Annotated in this window: 16 protein-coding genes; 9 read left to right on the top strand and 7 right to left on the bottom strand. The window is 45.8% G+C overall.

The annotated features are described in order from the left end of the window. The first annotated feature begins 12 nt into the window (after positions 1–12). The 7 genes from CS948_RS13315 (at position 13) to CS948_RS13285 (ending at position 6,957) form a co-directional block, all read left to right on the top strand. A complete protein-coding gene (locus CS948_RS13315; protein WP_099292206.1) occupies positions 13–1,359 on the top strand; it encodes a porin in 1,347 nt (448 codons plus the stop codon). 21 nt (positions 1,360–1,380) lie between these two features. Next, the gene (locus CS948_RS13310; protein ID WP_176555054.1) at positions 1,381–2,913 is read left to right on the top strand and encodes a M14 family zinc carboxypeptidase; all 1,533 of its coding nucleotides are present in this window, start codon (positions 1,381–1,383) and stop codon (positions 2,911–2,913) included. 15 nt (positions 2,914–2,928) lie between these two features. Next, positions 2,929–4,152, top strand: coding sequence for a porin (locus CS948_RS13305; RefSeq protein ID WP_099292204.1), 1,224 nt, complete (start codon positions 2,929–2,931; stop codon positions 4,150–4,152). A 27-nt stretch (positions 4,153–4,179) separates the two neighbouring features. Continuing rightward, positions 4,180–5,076 (top strand): hypothetical protein, encoded by an 897-nt coding sequence (locus tag CS948_RS13300; protein WP_099292203.1) that lies wholly within the window; start codon positions 4,180–4,182, stop codon positions 5,074–5,076. A 108-nt stretch (positions 5,077–5,184) separates the two neighbouring features. Further along, positions 5,185–5,757, top strand: a complete 573-nt coding sequence (gene rbr / locus CS948_RS13295; protein ID WP_018336532.1) for a rubrerythrin — start codon at positions 5,185–5,187, stop codon at positions 5,755–5,757. Between the two features lie 160 nt (positions 5,758–5,917). Then, positions 5,918–6,295: a RidA family protein gene (locus tag CS948_RS13290; protein ID WP_099292202.1), complete on the top strand. Its 378-nt coding sequence runs from the start codon at positions 5,918–5,920 to the stop codon at positions 6,293–6,295. 269 nt (positions 6,296–6,564) lie between these two features. After that, positions 6,565–6,957: a DUF6146 family protein gene (locus CS948_RS13285; protein WP_099292201.1), complete on the top strand. Its 393-nt coding sequence runs from the start codon at positions 6,565–6,567 to the stop codon at positions 6,955–6,957. Positions 6,958–7,015: 58 nt separating this feature from the next. On the opposite strand, the gene CS948_RS13280 is transcribed toward CS948_RS13285, so the two are convergent. The 4 genes from CS948_RS13280 to CS948_RS13265 form a co-directional block, all read right to left on the bottom strand. After that, entirely contained in the window at positions 7,016–7,735 is a 720-nt protein-coding gene (locus CS948_RS13280; protein ID WP_227214569.1) for a sugar phosphate nucleotidyltransferase, read from the bottom strand. 37 nt (positions 7,736–7,772) lie between these two features. After that, positions 7,773–8,423, bottom strand: a complete 651-nt coding sequence (locus CS948_RS13275; protein WP_099292200.1) for a response regulator transcription factor — start codon at positions 8,421–8,423, stop codon at positions 7,773–7,775. Positions 8,424–8,433: 10 nt separating this feature from the next. Next, a complete protein-coding gene (locus tag CS948_RS13270) occupies positions 8,434–9,375 on the bottom strand; it encodes a sensor histidine kinase (protein ID WP_227214568.1) in 942 nt (313 codons plus the stop codon). Positions 9,376–9,496: 121 nt separating this feature from the next. Next, on the bottom strand, positions 9,497–11,833 hold the full coding sequence (locus CS948_RS13265; protein WP_255302013.1) for a BamA/TamA family outer membrane protein: 2,337 nt from the start codon (positions 11,831–11,833) through the stop codon (positions 9,497–9,499). Between the two features lie 48 nt (positions 11,834–11,881). Between CS948_RS13265 and CS948_RS13260 the strand changes: the two genes are divergently transcribed. Beyond that, positions 11,882–12,649: an RNA methyltransferase gene (locus tag CS948_RS13260; RefSeq protein WP_099292197.1), complete on the top strand. Its 768-nt coding sequence runs from the start codon at positions 11,882–11,884 to the stop codon at positions 12,647–12,649. A 34-nt stretch (positions 12,650–12,683) separates the two neighbouring features. Then, positions 12,684–13,229 carry a porin family protein gene (locus tag CS948_RS13255; protein ID WP_099292196.1) on the top strand — a complete coding sequence of 182 codons (546 nt, stop codon included), beginning with the start codon at positions 12,684–12,686 and terminating at the stop codon, positions 13,227–13,229. 39 nt (positions 13,230–13,268) lie between these two features. On the opposite strand, the gene CS948_RS13250 is transcribed toward CS948_RS13255, so the two are convergent. From CS948_RS13250 to CS948_RS13240, 3 genes are all read right to left on the bottom strand, one after another. Then, positions 13,269–13,616 (bottom strand): efflux RND transporter periplasmic adaptor subunit, encoded by a 348-nt coding sequence (locus CS948_RS13250; RefSeq protein ID WP_141560950.1) that lies wholly within the window; start codon positions 13,614–13,616, stop codon positions 13,269–13,271. A 172-nt stretch (positions 13,617–13,788) separates the two neighbouring features. After that, complete coding sequence (locus CS948_RS13245) at positions 13,789–14,346, bottom strand: hypothetical protein (protein ID WP_099292194.1); 558 nt, start codon at positions 14,344–14,346, stop codon at positions 13,789–13,791. A gap of 11 nt (positions 14,347–14,357) precedes the next feature. Beyond that, on the bottom strand, positions 14,358–15,698 hold the full coding sequence (locus tag CS948_RS13240; protein ID WP_099292193.1) for an LPP20 family lipoprotein: 1,341 nt from the start codon (positions 15,696–15,698) through the stop codon (positions 14,358–14,360). Positions 15,699–15,702 lie beyond the last annotated feature (4 nt).

Here is a 15,702-nt window from a genome sequence, read left to right as displayed (position 1 = left end):
TGAAACGAAAAGATGAAAAAATATAAGTTCATATTTATGCTGTTTATGCTGGGGTTCTGTTTTCCCGCTCTCTCCCAAGAGAACGAAACGGAAGACGACGACTCGGAAGCCGTAACGGCAGATTCCGATGCAGCTAAAATCATCGTGAATAAATACCGTCCGGGTGACGGAATCACGTTCTCCGCACCGGACGGGGGGTACAACATCAACCTGCGGGGATTTATTCAAACTTCCTTTGAAACCCGCAAATACGAGGGTGACGATAAATTCTATTCCCGTTTCCGGATGCGACGTTTACGTCTTCGCTTATCCGGTGACGCTTGGGGTGGTAAAATCGGCTACCGTTTACAGACAGACTTCGCTCAAGCCAATGGCGGCGACGGCGAATTAAGCGGGATGCTACTGGATGCCTTTATTTCTTACAAACCCGTGAAAGGACTAACCTTGACTTTCGGACAAAAGTCCACCCCGACGGATAACCGGGAATTGGGAATGACTTCAAACACGCTACAATTGGTCGACCGCAGTAAACTATCCTCTTATTTCGGTTCCATCCGGGAAGTGGGTATTTTCGTGGACGGTTCTTTCCGTGTCGGACACACGGGTTACATCCGTCCCTCGATTGCCATCACGGACGGCGATGGTAGCGCCACCTTTACCCGCCGTCACGGGGGATTCAAATACGGGGCTCGTGTCAATTACCTGCCTTTCGGGCTATTCCGGGCTTACGGGGAGAGCCGTGGCGGGGACATGGTAAGAGAAGTAGTCCCGAAACTTTCCATCGGTACGGCATTCAGTTACAATGTCGGCATCAGTGACCGGAGAGGTCGGGAAAGCGGTTCTATCCTCTACTTGAACGACGAGAACAAAGAAGCATTACCGGATTACATCAAATTCGTGGCAGACTTCCATTTCAAATACATGGGATTCTCCATGCTGGGCGAGTTCGTGAAAACATGGGCGCACGTGCCAAGTGAAATCACGCAACGGGTGAGAAACGACGGGACAACCTCGACCGACTTCAGCGGAGATATGGAAAAATACGTGAAGGGACGCATGATGCTGGGTTCCGGGTACAATATCCAAGCCGGGTATATGTTCCCCTGCCGCCTGTCGATCGATGCCCGGTACACGCATTTCGATCCGGCAAAAGATTCGTTCCTGCATAACGAACTATACTTCAACCGGAACAACTTTTACGAAATCGGACTCGGCAAATACCTGACGAAATCATACGCCGTGAAAGTACAGGCTTCCGTCGTATTCGTGGATGCCGAACCGGGTAGTAAAAACGTGAACAGTGTCGTGACCAAGGGCAACGAAACGCTCTTTCAAGCTATGATCCAGTTCTCATTCTAATAACAGCAAAAGATGAATACGATGATAAGATACTTATTGACATTATTGATTCTCGTGCAGGTCGGTTCACTTTGGGCACAACAACCTGCCAAGGTTGCCAAAAAATTCTTCCCTGACCCCGAGATGGATATTCAGACACCGTGGTTCCAGAAAGGACGGAAATTCACGACATACAACGAAATGATGACATACATCCGTCAACTCGTTACGCGACATCCCGACAAAGCGACGCTGAATTTTATCGGGAAAACACAGAAAGGTAAAGAGATCCCCGCCGTCACCATTTCCGGGAAGACCAAAAATACCAAGATGAGAGTATTATTCCTCGGACGGGTACACGGCGATGAACCGGGCAGCACGGAGAGCATGCTCTACACGATGGAACGCCTGTTGAACGATCCGGAACTGGCATACCTGTTGCAACGTCTGGAAATCACGATCATCCCCATGGTCAATATCGACGGGGGCAGTCATCTGGAACGGGTAACCGCCAACACGCTGGACCTGAACCGGGATCAAAGCAAACTCGCTACACCGGAAGCCGTGGTTCTACGGGCATTTTACAACAACTACAACCCGCAAGTCGTGATCGACTTCCACGAGTTCCAACCTCTACGTGCCGACTACACGCTAATCAGCACGGATAACATCACCAACTCGTTCGACGCCATGTTCCTCTACACGGGCAACCTCAACGTGCCCGAAGAGTTGCGCAACCTCACGGCGGGCAAATTCGTCGGAAACGCTCGTGAAGCACTTGACGCCAAGGGACTTCGCCATCACGACTATTTCACGACCTCGAAGAAATTCGGGGAAGTGGTATTCAACGTGGGCGGTATCAATCCTCGTTCAACAGCCAACGCTTTCTCTCTGGGTAATTCCGTGGCTATATTAATGGAATTACGGGGCGTGAAAATCGGTAAGACATCCTTGAAACGCAGAATCAACACCGCTTTCACGCTAGCCGAATCGTACTTGAAAACGGCATATGACAACTTCGACGAGGTAATGAATATCACGGCGGAGGCTGCCCGCTCTAAAAACGATATCGTGGTCACCAGTAAAGCCAAAACGGTAGATAATTACGTGCTTCCGTTCATCAGCATGAACACGAATGAAATCGTGGAACTGGAAGTAAACGCCAACCTGTCGTTGGAGTCCACCCCTACCCTCACCCGGAAACGCCCGGAAGCCTATTATATTACCGCTTCCCACCCGGAGATCACTCAAAAACTGAAACAACTGGGGGTAACGGTCGAAACCCTAACCGCCCCGGCAACCGTCGAGGTGGAAGCATACACGGTAGAGTCGCACAAAGCGGAATACTCGTTATTCGAGAAATTCTATCCCGTGAAAGTGAAAACAAGTGTCGCCGCCAAAACCGTGACCTTCCCCATCGGATCGTTCGTGATTCCCATGAATCAGAAGAACGGTAACGTGGCGGCATCGGTACTCGAACCGGAAGCACCGAACGGTTTTATCAATTACCGGGTTTACGAAACAAAACAAGGAGAGGAATTACCGGTCTACCGGAAAATGAACAGTGAAAAATAAGGGAATTACAGCAATATGAAAACATTATTTATAGCTATCATAACATTATTATCAGCAACCGCAGTTGTTGCACAAGATAATAAAAACACGGCCAAATTTGAATTGGGCAAAGGATTGGATATCAATTTAAACAATGGCGAGTACCACTTCAACTTGAACGGATTTATTCAAGTTTACGGGGCTTACCGCAACCAGAAAGACGGCGAGGACGAATCGGTTTTCGGCGTGAAGAACGCTTTCTTCGGGTTTAAAGGAGGCGCTTTATACAACAAGTTCACCTTTATGCTGGAAGTCAATTTCGCGGATTCCAACCCGTTGATGGACGCGTGGGCAGCCTACAATTATAAAGACTACCTCACGATTACCGCCGGACAGAAACAGACATTCACCAACAACCGGGAGATGATGATGCACGAGAAAGGATTGAGCATGGCGGAACGGAGCATCGTGAGTCAATATTTTTCGGGTACGGGACGTGAACTCGGACTTTTCTTCGAAAGCAGATTCCATATCGGGAATGTAGGCTTGAAACCCTCTATCGCCATCACCACAGGCGACGGGAGAAACTCGTTCGGCTCCAGTTCTGTTGACGCGGACATGGGCGGTTTAAAATACGGGGGACGTCTGGACGTACTTCCCCTCGGTGAATTCAAACCGGGCAACGACGGCGTGGGTGCAGACTTCGCGCGGGAAGCCACCCCGAAATTATTGATCGGTGGAGCCATGAGCTACAATGACGGGGCAAGCAACAGCGCGGGTGAAGGCCATGGTGATTTTATCCTCTACGACAAGGACGGGGATACACGATTCCCGGCACTCCGCAAGATTGCAGCCGACTTGTTATTTAAATGGCAAGGCCTGAGCGTGATGGCCGAATACGTGAACTCCTCGGCTACCGACTTGAAAGGTATTTACACCAAATCAACGGGTGATCTTCCCCTCCAGCCGGAAGAGATTGCCAACTACTTGAGCATCGGAAACGGGTACAACGTACAAGTGGGTTATATCTTGAAAAACGGCTGGGCATTCGACGCCCGTTACAGCAAAGTAAAACCGGAATTTAAGGAAACCGCTAAATCCGTATTACTTGAAACCGATGAATACGCCGTGAGTGTTGCCAAATATTTCATTGACAACCGCTTGATGTGTCAAGGCTCTTTCAGTTACTGGAAAAACCCGAACCTGAAAACTTCAAACGAGAAATTAAGCGCAGAATTATCGTTACAAATCATCTTCTAAATCACAAATAATAATCAGAAACGCTTTATGAATTTAAGAATATCTATATTACTGTTGCTTTTCGGCTTTACACTCACGAGCTGTGAATGGAAAAGCGACGTGGATGATCCCATTCTGAATCAACTGGGGACAGGACGGGGAATCGTGACCTACACGGGCTACGAACCGTTGAAGGACAAACCGATAAATTTACATTTCTACATCCCGGAAGGCGATATCAAGGCAATGCCGATCGTGTTTATTTTGCCGGGGACGTCCAGAAATGCCAATGACTATCTGGATGCTTGGGTGAAACATTTCAAAGACCGGAAAGTAATTGCCATTGCCTTGGAATTTCCCCAGAATCATTATTCCACGAGCGAATACATAGAGGGAAATATGTTCAAGAACAACAAGGCACTTCCGGAAGAACAATGGTCATACTCGGTGATTGAAGCCATTTTCGATCACGTGAAATCAGAAACGGGCAATCAATCCGTGCAATACAACATGTTCGGTCATTCCGCGGGAGCTCAATTCGTGCATCGTTTCGTCACTTTCAAACAAAACACGCACCTGAACAAAGCCATAGCGGCAAATTCCGGCTGGTACACGGTGCCCGACACGAGAATAGAGTACCCTTACGGGTTGAAAAACTCCGGTTTCTCCGATCTGTCTACCCTAACACATTTATTCGGCTCCAACTTGATCGTGGCATTAGGGGATCAAGATACCGACCCGAACGACAGTTCTTTACGCCACACGCCGGAAGCCGACGCGCAAGGTCTATACCGTTACGCCCGCGGGGAACACTATTACAGCGAAAGCCAACAAATCAGCCAAACCAACTCGATGATTTTCAACTGGAAAAGAGTCATCGTGAAAGGTGTGGCACACGATTTTGAGGCAATGATGGTGGAAACGGCGGATTACTTGGGTTTATAAACTCATCGTTAATTTCTATAACTATATAAAAAATAAATATTTGTTTGCTTCCTCAAATTGTAGTAATATTGTAATGCGAAAATACAACAACAGCTAATATATAAGACTATGAGTATTAAAGGAACAAAAACAGAACAGAACTTATTGAAATCATTTGCTGGTGAATCACAAGCCAGAAGTCGTTACACATTCTTTGCAAGCGTGGCTAAAAAAGAAGGCTTCGAGCAAATCGCCGGAGTATTCATGGAAACCGCGGAACAAGAAAAAGAACACGCCAAGAGATTCTTCAAGTTCTTGGAAGGCGGAATGGTTGAAATCACGGCGTCTTACCCCGCGGGAATTATCGGAACTACCGCTGAAAACCTGAAAGCTGCCGCCGAAGGTGAAAACGAAGAATGGGCAGACCTTTACCCTGAATTTGCTAAAGTAGCCGAAGAAGAAGGATTTACCGCTATCGCTGCCGTATTCCGCAATATCGCGAAAGTAGAGGCTGAACACGAGGCTCGTTACAGAACTTTACTCGCTCGCGTTGAAGAAGGAAAAGTATTCGAGAGAGATGAAGAAATCCTGTGGCAATGCCGTAACTGCGGTTACGTGCATAAAGGCAAGACCGCCCCGAAAGCATGCCCGGCATGTGCTCATCCGCAAGCATACTTTGAAGAAAAGAAGAACAACTATTAACGAGAAAAGTTAATAGTTAAAAACTGAAAGCCGGGGATATATTTTTCCGGCTTTCAGTTTTTTATTTTTACACGTGGTAGAAAAATAACAAGGTGATTTTCGTTATATTCGCGTCGAGGAAATAGAATTATATTTTTAAATCAATAAAATAAAAGTCATTATGAAAAAAGTTATCAATTCACCGAAAGCACCGAAAGCAATCGGGCCTTACAGTCAAGCTATTGAAGCCAATGGAACGCTCTATATCAGCGGACAACTTCCTATTGACGTGAACACCGGTAAATTCGCGGAAGGTGGCGTGAAAGAGCAAACCGAACAATGTTTGAAGAACATCGGTTATATCCTCGAAGAAGCCGGATACACTTTCGACAACGTGGTTAAATCAACTTGTTTACTCGGTGATATGTCTTATTTCGCTGAAATGAACGAAGTATACGCGCAATTCTACAAGAGTGACTGCCCGGCACGTGCCGCGTTCGCCGTGAAAGCACTTCCCATGGGCGCTATGGTGGAGATCGAAACGATAGCCGTGAAATAAAAAAAGGAGGTGTGTCAAACACACCTCCTGTCTGTAATGTCTATAAAGTCGAGCCTCCGGATCCTAAAGTCCATAAAGTTCACGGCGCAATAACATAATGATATACAGTATCATAAACAAAACATTCCGATAGATTTGACCTTATGACATTATGGACATTCAGACCTTATGGACGAGAGGGCGATACATGGATCATGTCATGATTTTTGTTTTTCTCCGTTTTTTTTCGTAACTTGGACTGCACTTATAAATACATAAAAACAATGATTATGAGAACATTCGGATTTCTTCTCGTGCTTGCCTTCTTTTGCTCGTGTGCCTCACAGAAAGACATTACCCAAAACAAGAAGGGACGTTGCGCTATCAAAGACTCCGCGCAATATGAATTAATCGTTTTCGATTCCGGGTTTGACTATTGGCTGGCAACTCACCAATCCGTCGCGAACCAACACAGCAACGAATATTATCAAAGCATGAATCTGCAATACTCCATCGAATGGAACAGGCGCTATGCCATGGGCGATCCGAGGATAAACAGTTATATCGATTATAGTATGAATAAAAACTACGGCTTCGATTTTAATTACAAGCTATACATGTATTTCAAATTCTTCGAGGACACGAATCACATCAAACTGATACCGGGAAGCAGAAGCATTTAAATGATTTTAGATTTCAACCACACGAGGCTATATCTTTTTTTCAATCCGAAATCGTAAATCATAAATCGTAAATCATCCCGTTTGCCTCTTTTATCGCCTCCGGAGTTCCGAGGTCAAAGGCAAGTCCGTCATGTTGAAAAAGTTCGATAGGATGATTCTTTGCTTGTGCCAGATGTTCGTCGATGATAGAGAAAACATCCCCATGGATCATGTTATGTAAATATTCGGAACTAAGCACCTGTATCCCGCAATAGTTGTATTCTTTCGCCCTGTAAAAACCGTCGTCCACGATTTTCTGTTCTCCAGTCCGCTTGTTCTCCCAACCTTTCAATATACCGCCATTAAACTTTAACACCCGATCTGCCAGACAAGGCTTCACCACTAACGTGGCATACGCGTCGTGTTCCTCGTGCTGCCGAATCAAAGCATTCAAATCCAGATCGGTTAATATGTCCACGTTGTGTATCAGCACCGGAGTGTCAGGAAGGAATAAATCACGGGCTTTCAGAACTCCTCCCCCCGTATCGAGCAATTTTTCCCGCTCTTCGGATAGAACGATATCCATTCCGAAATTCTCATGCTCGCGTAGAAAGATCTTTATCTGATCGGCAAAATGATGAATGTTTATCACCAAACGCTCGACCTTCACTTCTTTCATTCTCCCGATCACCCGTTCCAACAAGGCTTTCCCGTTCAATTCCACCAAAGCCTTCGGGCGATCATCCGTCAACGGTCTTAGCCGTGTGCCTAATCCGGCGGCGAAAATCATTCCATTCATCAACTAATTTTAAATTTAATGATTTATCTTTTAGCTTTCAGATCTCTATTATGTTGTTCTTTATGGCGTACATAACTAACGCGGCAGTATTGCGGCATCCCGTCTTGCTTAGCAAATTGGCACGGTGTTTATCCACCGTCCGTTTACTGATAAACAACTCGTCGGCAATCTCTTGGTTGGAAAGCCCGCGACAAACGTGGTACAATATTTCCAATTCCCGTTCCGAAATGTCATTATCCACCACTTCCGGCACGTCATTTTTATTATCCCGCATATTATTCAAGATATTCACCAACAACTCTTCCGAGAAGAAACTCTCCCCTTCCGCCACCTTTTGAATCGCCGTTACCACTTTATCAATACCGGAATTTTTCAACAAAAATCCTTTCGCTCCCGCATCGATCATTTTGTAATAATATTGCTCGTCCCCGTACATGGAAAGCACGATAATTTTCAAGCCGGGCTTCATCTTCATCGCCTCGATCGTCGCCTCGATCCCGTTCATTCCCGGCATCTCGATATCCATGAGTACCACGTCACAATCCACGAACGAGAGATTCTCGATAAACTCCCGACCGTTCGAAGCCTCGTAGATATGTCGCACGAAATCCTGCGTCGAGAGCAACAGCTTCAATCCCTCGCGAAATAACTTGTGGTCGTCGACCAGATATATTCTCAATTTATCCATATTTAAACAACTACTTACATTTTATAAAAGCCCGGGCAATCATTCCCTTTCCCCGCTCGCTCAATATCTTGATATCCCCGTTACCGGAGTTCAGACGATATTGCATATTACTCAATCCCATTCCCCCGTCACTTTCCGCCAGTTTCACGTCAAATCCCATGCCGTTATCCTCGTATTCGAGGTATAGGATATCATTTTGTAATTGCAGGTCAATACTGATTTTACTCGCTTCGGCATGGCGCAACGTGTTATTGAGCAATTCGCAAACCACACGATACATGATAACCTCGACATTATAAGCGAAACGGCGATTTTCTACATTTGTTTCAAAAGTTATCTCGATACCTTCGGCCGGACGCAATTTCTTGATAAATGACCCCACGGCATCCTTTAGCCCGAAATTGTTCAATATGTGCGGACTGATATTCGCGGATATCTCCCGGACTCCCACGATGGCCTCGTCTACTGCCTGTTTCAGGTTCACCTTGATTTTCTCGTTTACCTCCGGGGTATTACTTTGGTCAAAACCGGAAAGCAGCATTTTTATCACGCTCAGCAACGGTCCCAGACCGTCATGCAATTCTTTGGCAAATCGTTGCCTTTCCTGTTCCTCCGTGCGGATCACTGCCGACAAAACCCTTTTCTCCGTTTCACTCCGTATCCCGTCCAAACGCCGCAGGAATTGAAATACTTTCCGTATATAAAACGCCCCGATGGCAAATGCCAAGGAAATCACGAACGACAGCCATACTTTCGTCTGGTATAACTCTTCCGATTCTCCCCGGTGCATGGACGGAACCAACTCTATCGCCCGGTAAATCGCCATGAGAAAAAAGCCCGTGGAAATCAATATCCACGCCGCATTGAATTTTGTCCGCTTAAATAAGCTGATTGCAAATCCCATCGCCACGATCTGCAACAACAACGATAAATATACAACGATCTGTGTCACCAAGAGATATATTAAATTAAAAGTTAAAAACTAAAAGATAAAAGTTATCTGTCAAATATCGGTATAATTTACAAATTTACCAAACGCCACAGGGCAAATACGTTAAAACGCTTTTACCCTGCTAGAACGGATACCCGATTGCCACATTAAATACCGAACGACGGAAACCTCCGCCCGAGTTAAACAACACGAAACGCTGTCCGGCGGGGAGCGCGGGATCTTTCAGTTTTATACCCAAGTCGAAACGCAGAAGGAAGAAATTAGCGTTCAATCGTAATCCGGCTCCCGTACCTATCGCTATCTGGTTGAAGAAATTGTAATTCAATTTTGCACCGTGACGGGTTTCTTTCGGGTTGATATTCCACACGTTTCCGGCATCGAGGAACAAAGCACCCTCCAGTAGCCAAAGTAATTTGAAACGATACTCGATATTGGCTGCCAACTTGAAATCCCCCACGCTATTCGGGTACTTTTCCGTTGCCAGATATGACCCCGGTCCCAGTGTCCGAGCCTGCCAAGCCCGCATATCGTTAGCCCCTCCCCCGTAAAAGGCCTCCTCGAAAGGCAACACTTTCATGTTCCCGTACGGGTAACCGCAACCGACAAAGAAACGCCCGACGAGGGAGTTCGCCCGGTTGATATACCAATTGTAACGGTATTCGGCATCCGATTTGACAAATTGCGCGTACCGTACACCCAACAACTTATAATATTTCTCGTCCAGACTCTCACCTGTCTTCTTGCCGCCGGAAAGGCGATCTATCGCGTTCAACACGTTACCGGAAGTTTCCACGTTCACCCGGAAATAATTATAATTCATTGCTTTCGCGTTCAGAAGCTGATCGGTAAAGGTCGCAGAGAACACGGCCGAAAGAATCATGTGGTCCGTGTAGGCATTCTTGATATACTCATTTTTCAGCCCGTCAATAAAACTCTTGTCGACATCCTTCATCAACACGTAATTCAAATCGATCAAATCAAAATTATACCGCCATTTCTTATCCGCTTTCCGCCACAAGTAACCGAACCGGGCGTTGGCAATCGAACGGGTATAATAAGGCGTGTATTCATAACTGTAAGAGAAAGATATCGACGTCTTCGGGGCATAATTCCGACGGAAATCTTTCATCCGCAAGAAAGGCATCCAGAACTGCGGCGTCACGAGTTTCAATTCCGCCCCGATCTCCGTGGTATTAAATAATTTTCCCTCCCCGTTCACTTGCTCCTTACGCAGGCTTCCCCACACGCTGGCAGAGATATTCTCGCCCGCCCGAAACACGTTACGGTGGTTATACGTGAAGTTTCCCCCGACTCCCAAGTTACCCGAATTATGAGTTCCTTCCAAGAACACGTTATATGACTGTCTTTTCACGGGGGACAACTGTATCGTGCAATCCAACGCTTTCACCTCCCCGTCGGATTCCACCTCTTTGAAGTCGATATTCACCAGCTTGAAAAGATTCAACGCCTGTAAACGCACGTAAGTATCAATCACCCGTTGCGCGTCGTACAATTCCATTCGCTGCAACTGTATCGTCTCGATAATCATCTTCGGCTTGATCTTCAACTTATCCTTGTACAATATCGTGTACCCGTTATACACCAATGAATTATAGGTCGCGGCAACCTGTTCCGCGCTCACGAGAGGATCATAGTCAAAGTTGACGCTGATATTCCGCACGAAATAACGCTTGTAGGCATTACTGTCCACGGCATTCTCGACAATACGCACGAAGACTTTGGCCATATTCTCTTTTTTCACGGTCGACGTGTCTGCCATAAAACGAATAAAATTCTTCGAGAAGTTGAAGTACCCCTTTTCCCGAAGCGCTTTCGTGATCCTTTCCCGCTCGTCATCCAGCACGTCCAAATCCAAAGGTGCATTTTTCTCCAACAGCGTGTTCACCGTGTCTCTCCGGTAATTCGCCATTAAGCCGCTTTCTTCCGCTATCCGATTTTCCGGCCGTCCTTCGGGGGCATCAAATTTTATACTCTCGATCGAGGTCACGGGACCGACTTTCACCTTATACTCCACGTTCGCCCTTTTCTTCTTGTAATACACCGTATCATGCACTTCCGCTTGATAGAATCCTTTATTGTGAAGGAATAATTCTATTTGCTCGACACTCCGTTTCGTTAAAAAGGGATCGTAAATCACGGGAGCCTCCCCGATACGACGCAACCATTGATTAAATTTCTTTTTTTCGTTCCGTCCGCTTAAATTATAAAGCCCCAAATGGAACCGCACGGTACCCAGAATCCGGGTGTTCGGTTTTTGTCGTATACTCCGCCTCACATCACTCCTATTCAGCTTGTAATCATCCACTTTCACCTTCACGTGATCCAACAAATACTCATCCTTCCCGACATACTTCGTCGGGGAACACGAATACAGGAAGTAGAATATAAAAAGAATAAAACTTATCTTGTACGCTCCACGCATGCTCAAAAATCTCAAAAAAATACTATGTTTGTGTTTTAATTCTAATCAGCAAACTTGAAAAGTATGCTTAGTAAACACTTAACAAATATAATCCAAAACCTTGAAAAAAAGAAATTCAGGGAAAAATATAATTTGTTCAAAATAGAGGGTGAAAAACTCGTTCAGGAATTATTCCTTTCCGACATGAAGGTTGACACCTTGATCGCCCGCCCCTCGTGGATTGAACGCAACAGGCAAAAAGCACAGTCATACAACACGATAGAAGTCAACGAAATTGAAATGGGACGAGTTTCCAACTTCAAGTCCCTCCCCGAAGTAATAGCTTTGGCACAGATTCCGGTCAAAGAACACTCGCCGGAAGAAATAAAAAATGAGCTTAGCATCGTGCTCAACGGTATTCAAGATCCCGGTAATCTCGGCACGATTCTTCGCTTGAGTGATTGGTTTGGAGTTAGGCACGTGTTTTGTGACCACGATTGCGCGAACATTTTTAACCCGAAATCCGTTCAAGCGAGTATGGGTGCAATTTTCAGGGTGAACGTGTTCTACTTGGATCTTGTTGAATTTATCCCGCGATTCGTGGATCAGGATTTCCCCTGTTACGGGGCGTTTCTGGAAGGAGAAAACATCTACCGGACTGAACTTCGAACGAAAGGATTTATCGTCATGGGAAACGAGGGGAACGGTATCAGTCCCGAAATAGAAAGGTTTGTTACCCGAAAAATAACAATCCCCAGCTTTGCACACAGCCCCTATTCGACGGAATCCCTGAACGTGGGCGTTGCCACTGGCATCATCCTCTCGGAATTTAAACGGATAGAATATAAATAGCAACAATTTATTTAATCACACAAAAAAGAACAGTATGAAAAAGATTGTAATTTTAGCGTTCTTCAGCCTTATCGGTTTAACTACCATGGCTCAATCCCTCCCTATCAGTCTGGGTATCCACGGCGGTTGGAACGACACGAAAATCAAGGCAAAACACTTGAAAGTAGATTCTCACGGCGGATACATGATCGGTGCCTTTGCCAGAATCAATTTCGGAAGTATTTATCTGGAACCGGCTTTAAACTTCGCTCACAAGGAAAGTAAAGTTACCGCCGGAAATATCGGGAAATTCAAATACAGCTCTATTGACATTCCGGTTATGGTCGGTTACCATATACTGGAACTCCCGATCTTCAAACTTCGCGGATTCGTTGGCCCGGTAGCCTCTTTCACAACAAAAAAACTTAAAAAAGATATGTTTGACACCGACAAGATGATGTGGAACGGTAAAGTCGGCGCCGGTGTAGATGTATGGAAAGTTACTTTCGATATCGACTACGAATTCGGTTTAAAGAAATTCGGTGACGGCATCAAAGCCCCGAAATCATGGAACTTGACTCTTGGATTCAAGATTATTTAATAAACTGTATATAAAATGAAGGAGTGTAAAAACACTCCTTCATTTTATATACAACCCCTCCTTATCCCGGTATCTTCCCATATCCGACAATATCACCTTCTCTCCCGAAGTCAGTCCCCGCACAACCTCCACGTGCTCAAAACCGCTCTCTCCCAACACTACTTTTCGCTTCTCGGCACGGTCGCCGTTCACTACCCACATATCGTAATCGCCTTTACCCATGTAATAAGCTCCCGTCGGGATCCGTAACACGTCGTCTTTCATGGCGTGGGTAACATGTACATCCACTTTCAGCCCGGAACGTAAACGGGTGTTGTTATGCTCCGTCAGGAACACGACAAACTTGATAATCCCGTTATTCACCGAGCTGGCTATCTTGTAATCCAATTCCAACGACCAGATTTCCGATCGAGAGGCACTTTGCTTGTTCTCGAACTTACGCTTCAGTTGCTAATACTATAGTTATTCTGTTTGCGTATCAACGAAGTAATCTCCACGGTAGACTCGTAAACCAATTATAGTCCCCCTGCCCTTCTTTTCTCCGGGCAGGGGAAATATTTTACTTTTTCGCGTTTGCGTCAATAGACTTCAAGAAAAGGCGTTGCAACAATTCTTTATCAATAGAATCCTCGTTATTTTTGCCTAATTCCTTGTAAAGAGCATCCAAATATTCAGCTCCTTTCAGTTCCAGAACAATATAATTCGTGTATTGTCCGGTTTGCTCATCCTGTGTCCAACGGTCGAATACAATAGTAGCCCCCACCAAAGTCTTTTTCACCGTTACTTTCGTCTTGTCCTGAAGCAAAGATTTGGACGCGGACGACAACCCCTCGGACAGCACCGTGGTGTATTCTTCAACGGTAGCCTCCACGGTTTTAGACAACATGGCGGCCAATTCAGCGGAAGCCATCATCTGTGCTTTCTTCCGGGCAGAAGCCTCGCTGTCGGACTTCCCGGAACCCCATCCGCGAAGCACACCGTTGCCGCTGACATATTCGGAACCGGGCATGATAAAAGTGGATACGGGAGATGTTTCCTGTACTTTCTTCGATGAGCCGCAACCGACTAACGAGAAAAACAGAACTAAAAATATTACCCACAAGGCATAATGTTTCATAATCTTACATTTTAATTGATTTTTAATTTTTTAATCCGGTCCGGTAATTCACGGTTGACACGTTTCATAACTTCCCGCACACACATTGAAATAGTTTCTTCCGCAGACTTACTGATAGGTACCAGAACTTTCACGCGATTCACCGAATAGTTTAGTAACATCTGCTGATTCTTGTTATTATAAATCTTGAGAACGAGTGTACAATAACACGCGTTCAAATCATAAATACCACCGGTAACCGTTTCCCCCATCTCCATTTTTGTTGACAAATCGACAAAATATTGTGGAGCATCCGGGTCTTCCGACAGCGTGAAATAATTGTTGGTCAATAAACTGCTGATATGGCGTTCACATCCTTCCAAGTCATTATCGTTGACATACAAGTAAGCCGTGATCGGGGCACTTTTCAACAGAATAGAAACCTTGGCAGCCGACCACGTTTGATTTTGTAACAGCCGACGATACGCTTCAGGAAGAGCGTCCGTGAACGACTCGTCAATAGAAACGCGTAACTCCTGCACATCTTCTTTAGACGTGATATTCGTCACGTAAAATTCAGCCGTCCCCGTGTGATCCGTCTGTATGGCAGGCGACACGGCACCGCTACCGGACACGAACGACGCTTTCAACTTCACATTGGGAACAACAACGCCATTCTTTGAAAGACACCCGGCAATAGGCTCAGCAACCGCCTTGAAAGCCTCCCCTTCCACTTGAACGACATTCGTGGTAATAGCCATACCGCTGAATACATTCATGTAGGCATTGTAAAGTTCAACGGGAACATTTACAGACCTTCCCCCCTCGTCCGTCGTCAAATCCATAAACACCCACGGTTCCGCGGCTTCAAGTCCTTTACCGTAAAGCTGGACGGCTTGCGTGAGATTCATGGCTTCTTCCGCGGCACGTCCCTTTTGCAGGTAATCCATACCCGTTTTTATCGCCTGCTGCCTGCGTTCCTCCGCCTTCCGGGCATACACGTTTTTATCCAGAACATAATACACGTAGTATTTTTGTCCGGATTGGTAGGTATCCTTCAACTCCTGCCCTTCTATCCAAGCCACCAGCGAACCGTGAATCTTGTCCTCGAACATCTCGCGCGACTTCCCGTCTACATCCACCCGATGTAAAAAAGAATTATTTTCAAGTTTTATCGCTATCTGTGAAACAATGTCCAACAGAGCATTTTGAGTGGCCTTTTTCATGTAGTCGGTTTCTGTCAGCGATGCCATGCCTATGCCGATATACATATCCGGCGAAGTCGGACGCTTGTTTACCCATTCGGGTTCCTGCGCTCCGGCTTGAAAAACACCGTACACGGAAAGCAACAAGCTTAAAATAATCTTTCGCATAATC

Origin of the sequence: Butyricimonas sp. Marseille-P3923, assembly GCF_900184685.1 — a bacterium.
Classification (GTDB): Bacteria; Bacteroidota; Bacteroidia; order Bacteroidales; family Marinifilaceae; genus Butyricimonas; species Butyricimonas muris.
The sequence above is the reverse complement of the archived record's forward strand: the minus strand, read 5'-3'. Positions and strand labels throughout refer to the sequence as shown.

Bases quoted from the DNA above. Each gene is read 5' to 3' on its own strand.
- CS948_RS13315 (WP_099292206.1), top strand. From the start codon at position 13: ATGAAAAAATATAAGTTCATATTTATGCTGTTTATGCTGGGGTTCTGT.
- CS948_RS13310 (WP_176555054.1), top strand. From the start codon at position 1,381: ATGATAAGATACTTATTGACATTATTGATTCTCGTGCAGGTCGGTTCA.
- CS948_RS13305 (WP_099292204.1), top strand. From the start codon at position 2,929: ATGAAAACATTATTTATAGCTATCATAACATTATTATCAGCAACCGCA.
- CS948_RS13300 (WP_099292203.1), top strand. From the start codon at position 4,180: ATGAATTTAAGAATATCTATATTACTGTTGCTTTTCGGCTTTACACTC.
- rbr (WP_018336532.1), top strand. From the start codon at position 5,185: ATGAGTATTAAAGGAACAAAAACAGAACAGAACTTATTGAAATCATTT.
- CS948_RS13290 (WP_099292202.1), top strand. From the start codon at position 5,918: ATGAAAAAAGTTATCAATTCACCGAAAGCACCGAAAGCAATCGGGCCT.
- CS948_RS13285 (WP_099292201.1), top strand. From the start codon at position 6,565: ATGAGAACATTCGGATTTCTTCTCGTGCTTGCCTTCTTTTGCTCGTGT.
- CS948_RS13280 (WP_227214569.1), bottom strand. From the start codon at position 7,735: ATGAATGGAATGATTTTCGCCGCCGGATTAGGCACACGGCTAAGACCG.
- CS948_RS13275 (WP_099292200.1), bottom strand. From the start codon at position 8,423: ATGGATAAATTGAGAATATATCTGGTCGACGACCACAAGTTATTTCGC.
- CS948_RS13260 (WP_099292197.1), top strand. From the start codon at position 11,882: ATGCTTAGTAAACACTTAACAAATATAATCCAAAACCTTGAAAAAAAG.
- CS948_RS13255 (WP_099292196.1), top strand. From the start codon at position 12,684: ATGAAAAAGATTGTAATTTTAGCGTTCTTCAGCCTTATCGGTTTAACT.
- CS948_RS13245 (WP_099292194.1), bottom strand. From the start codon at position 14,346: ATGAAACATTATGCCTTGTGGGTAATATTTTTAGTTCTGTTTTTCTCG.
- CS948_RS13240 (WP_099292193.1), bottom strand. From the start codon at position 15,698: ATGCGAAAGATTATTTTAAGCTTGTTGCTTTCCGTGTACGGTGTTTTT.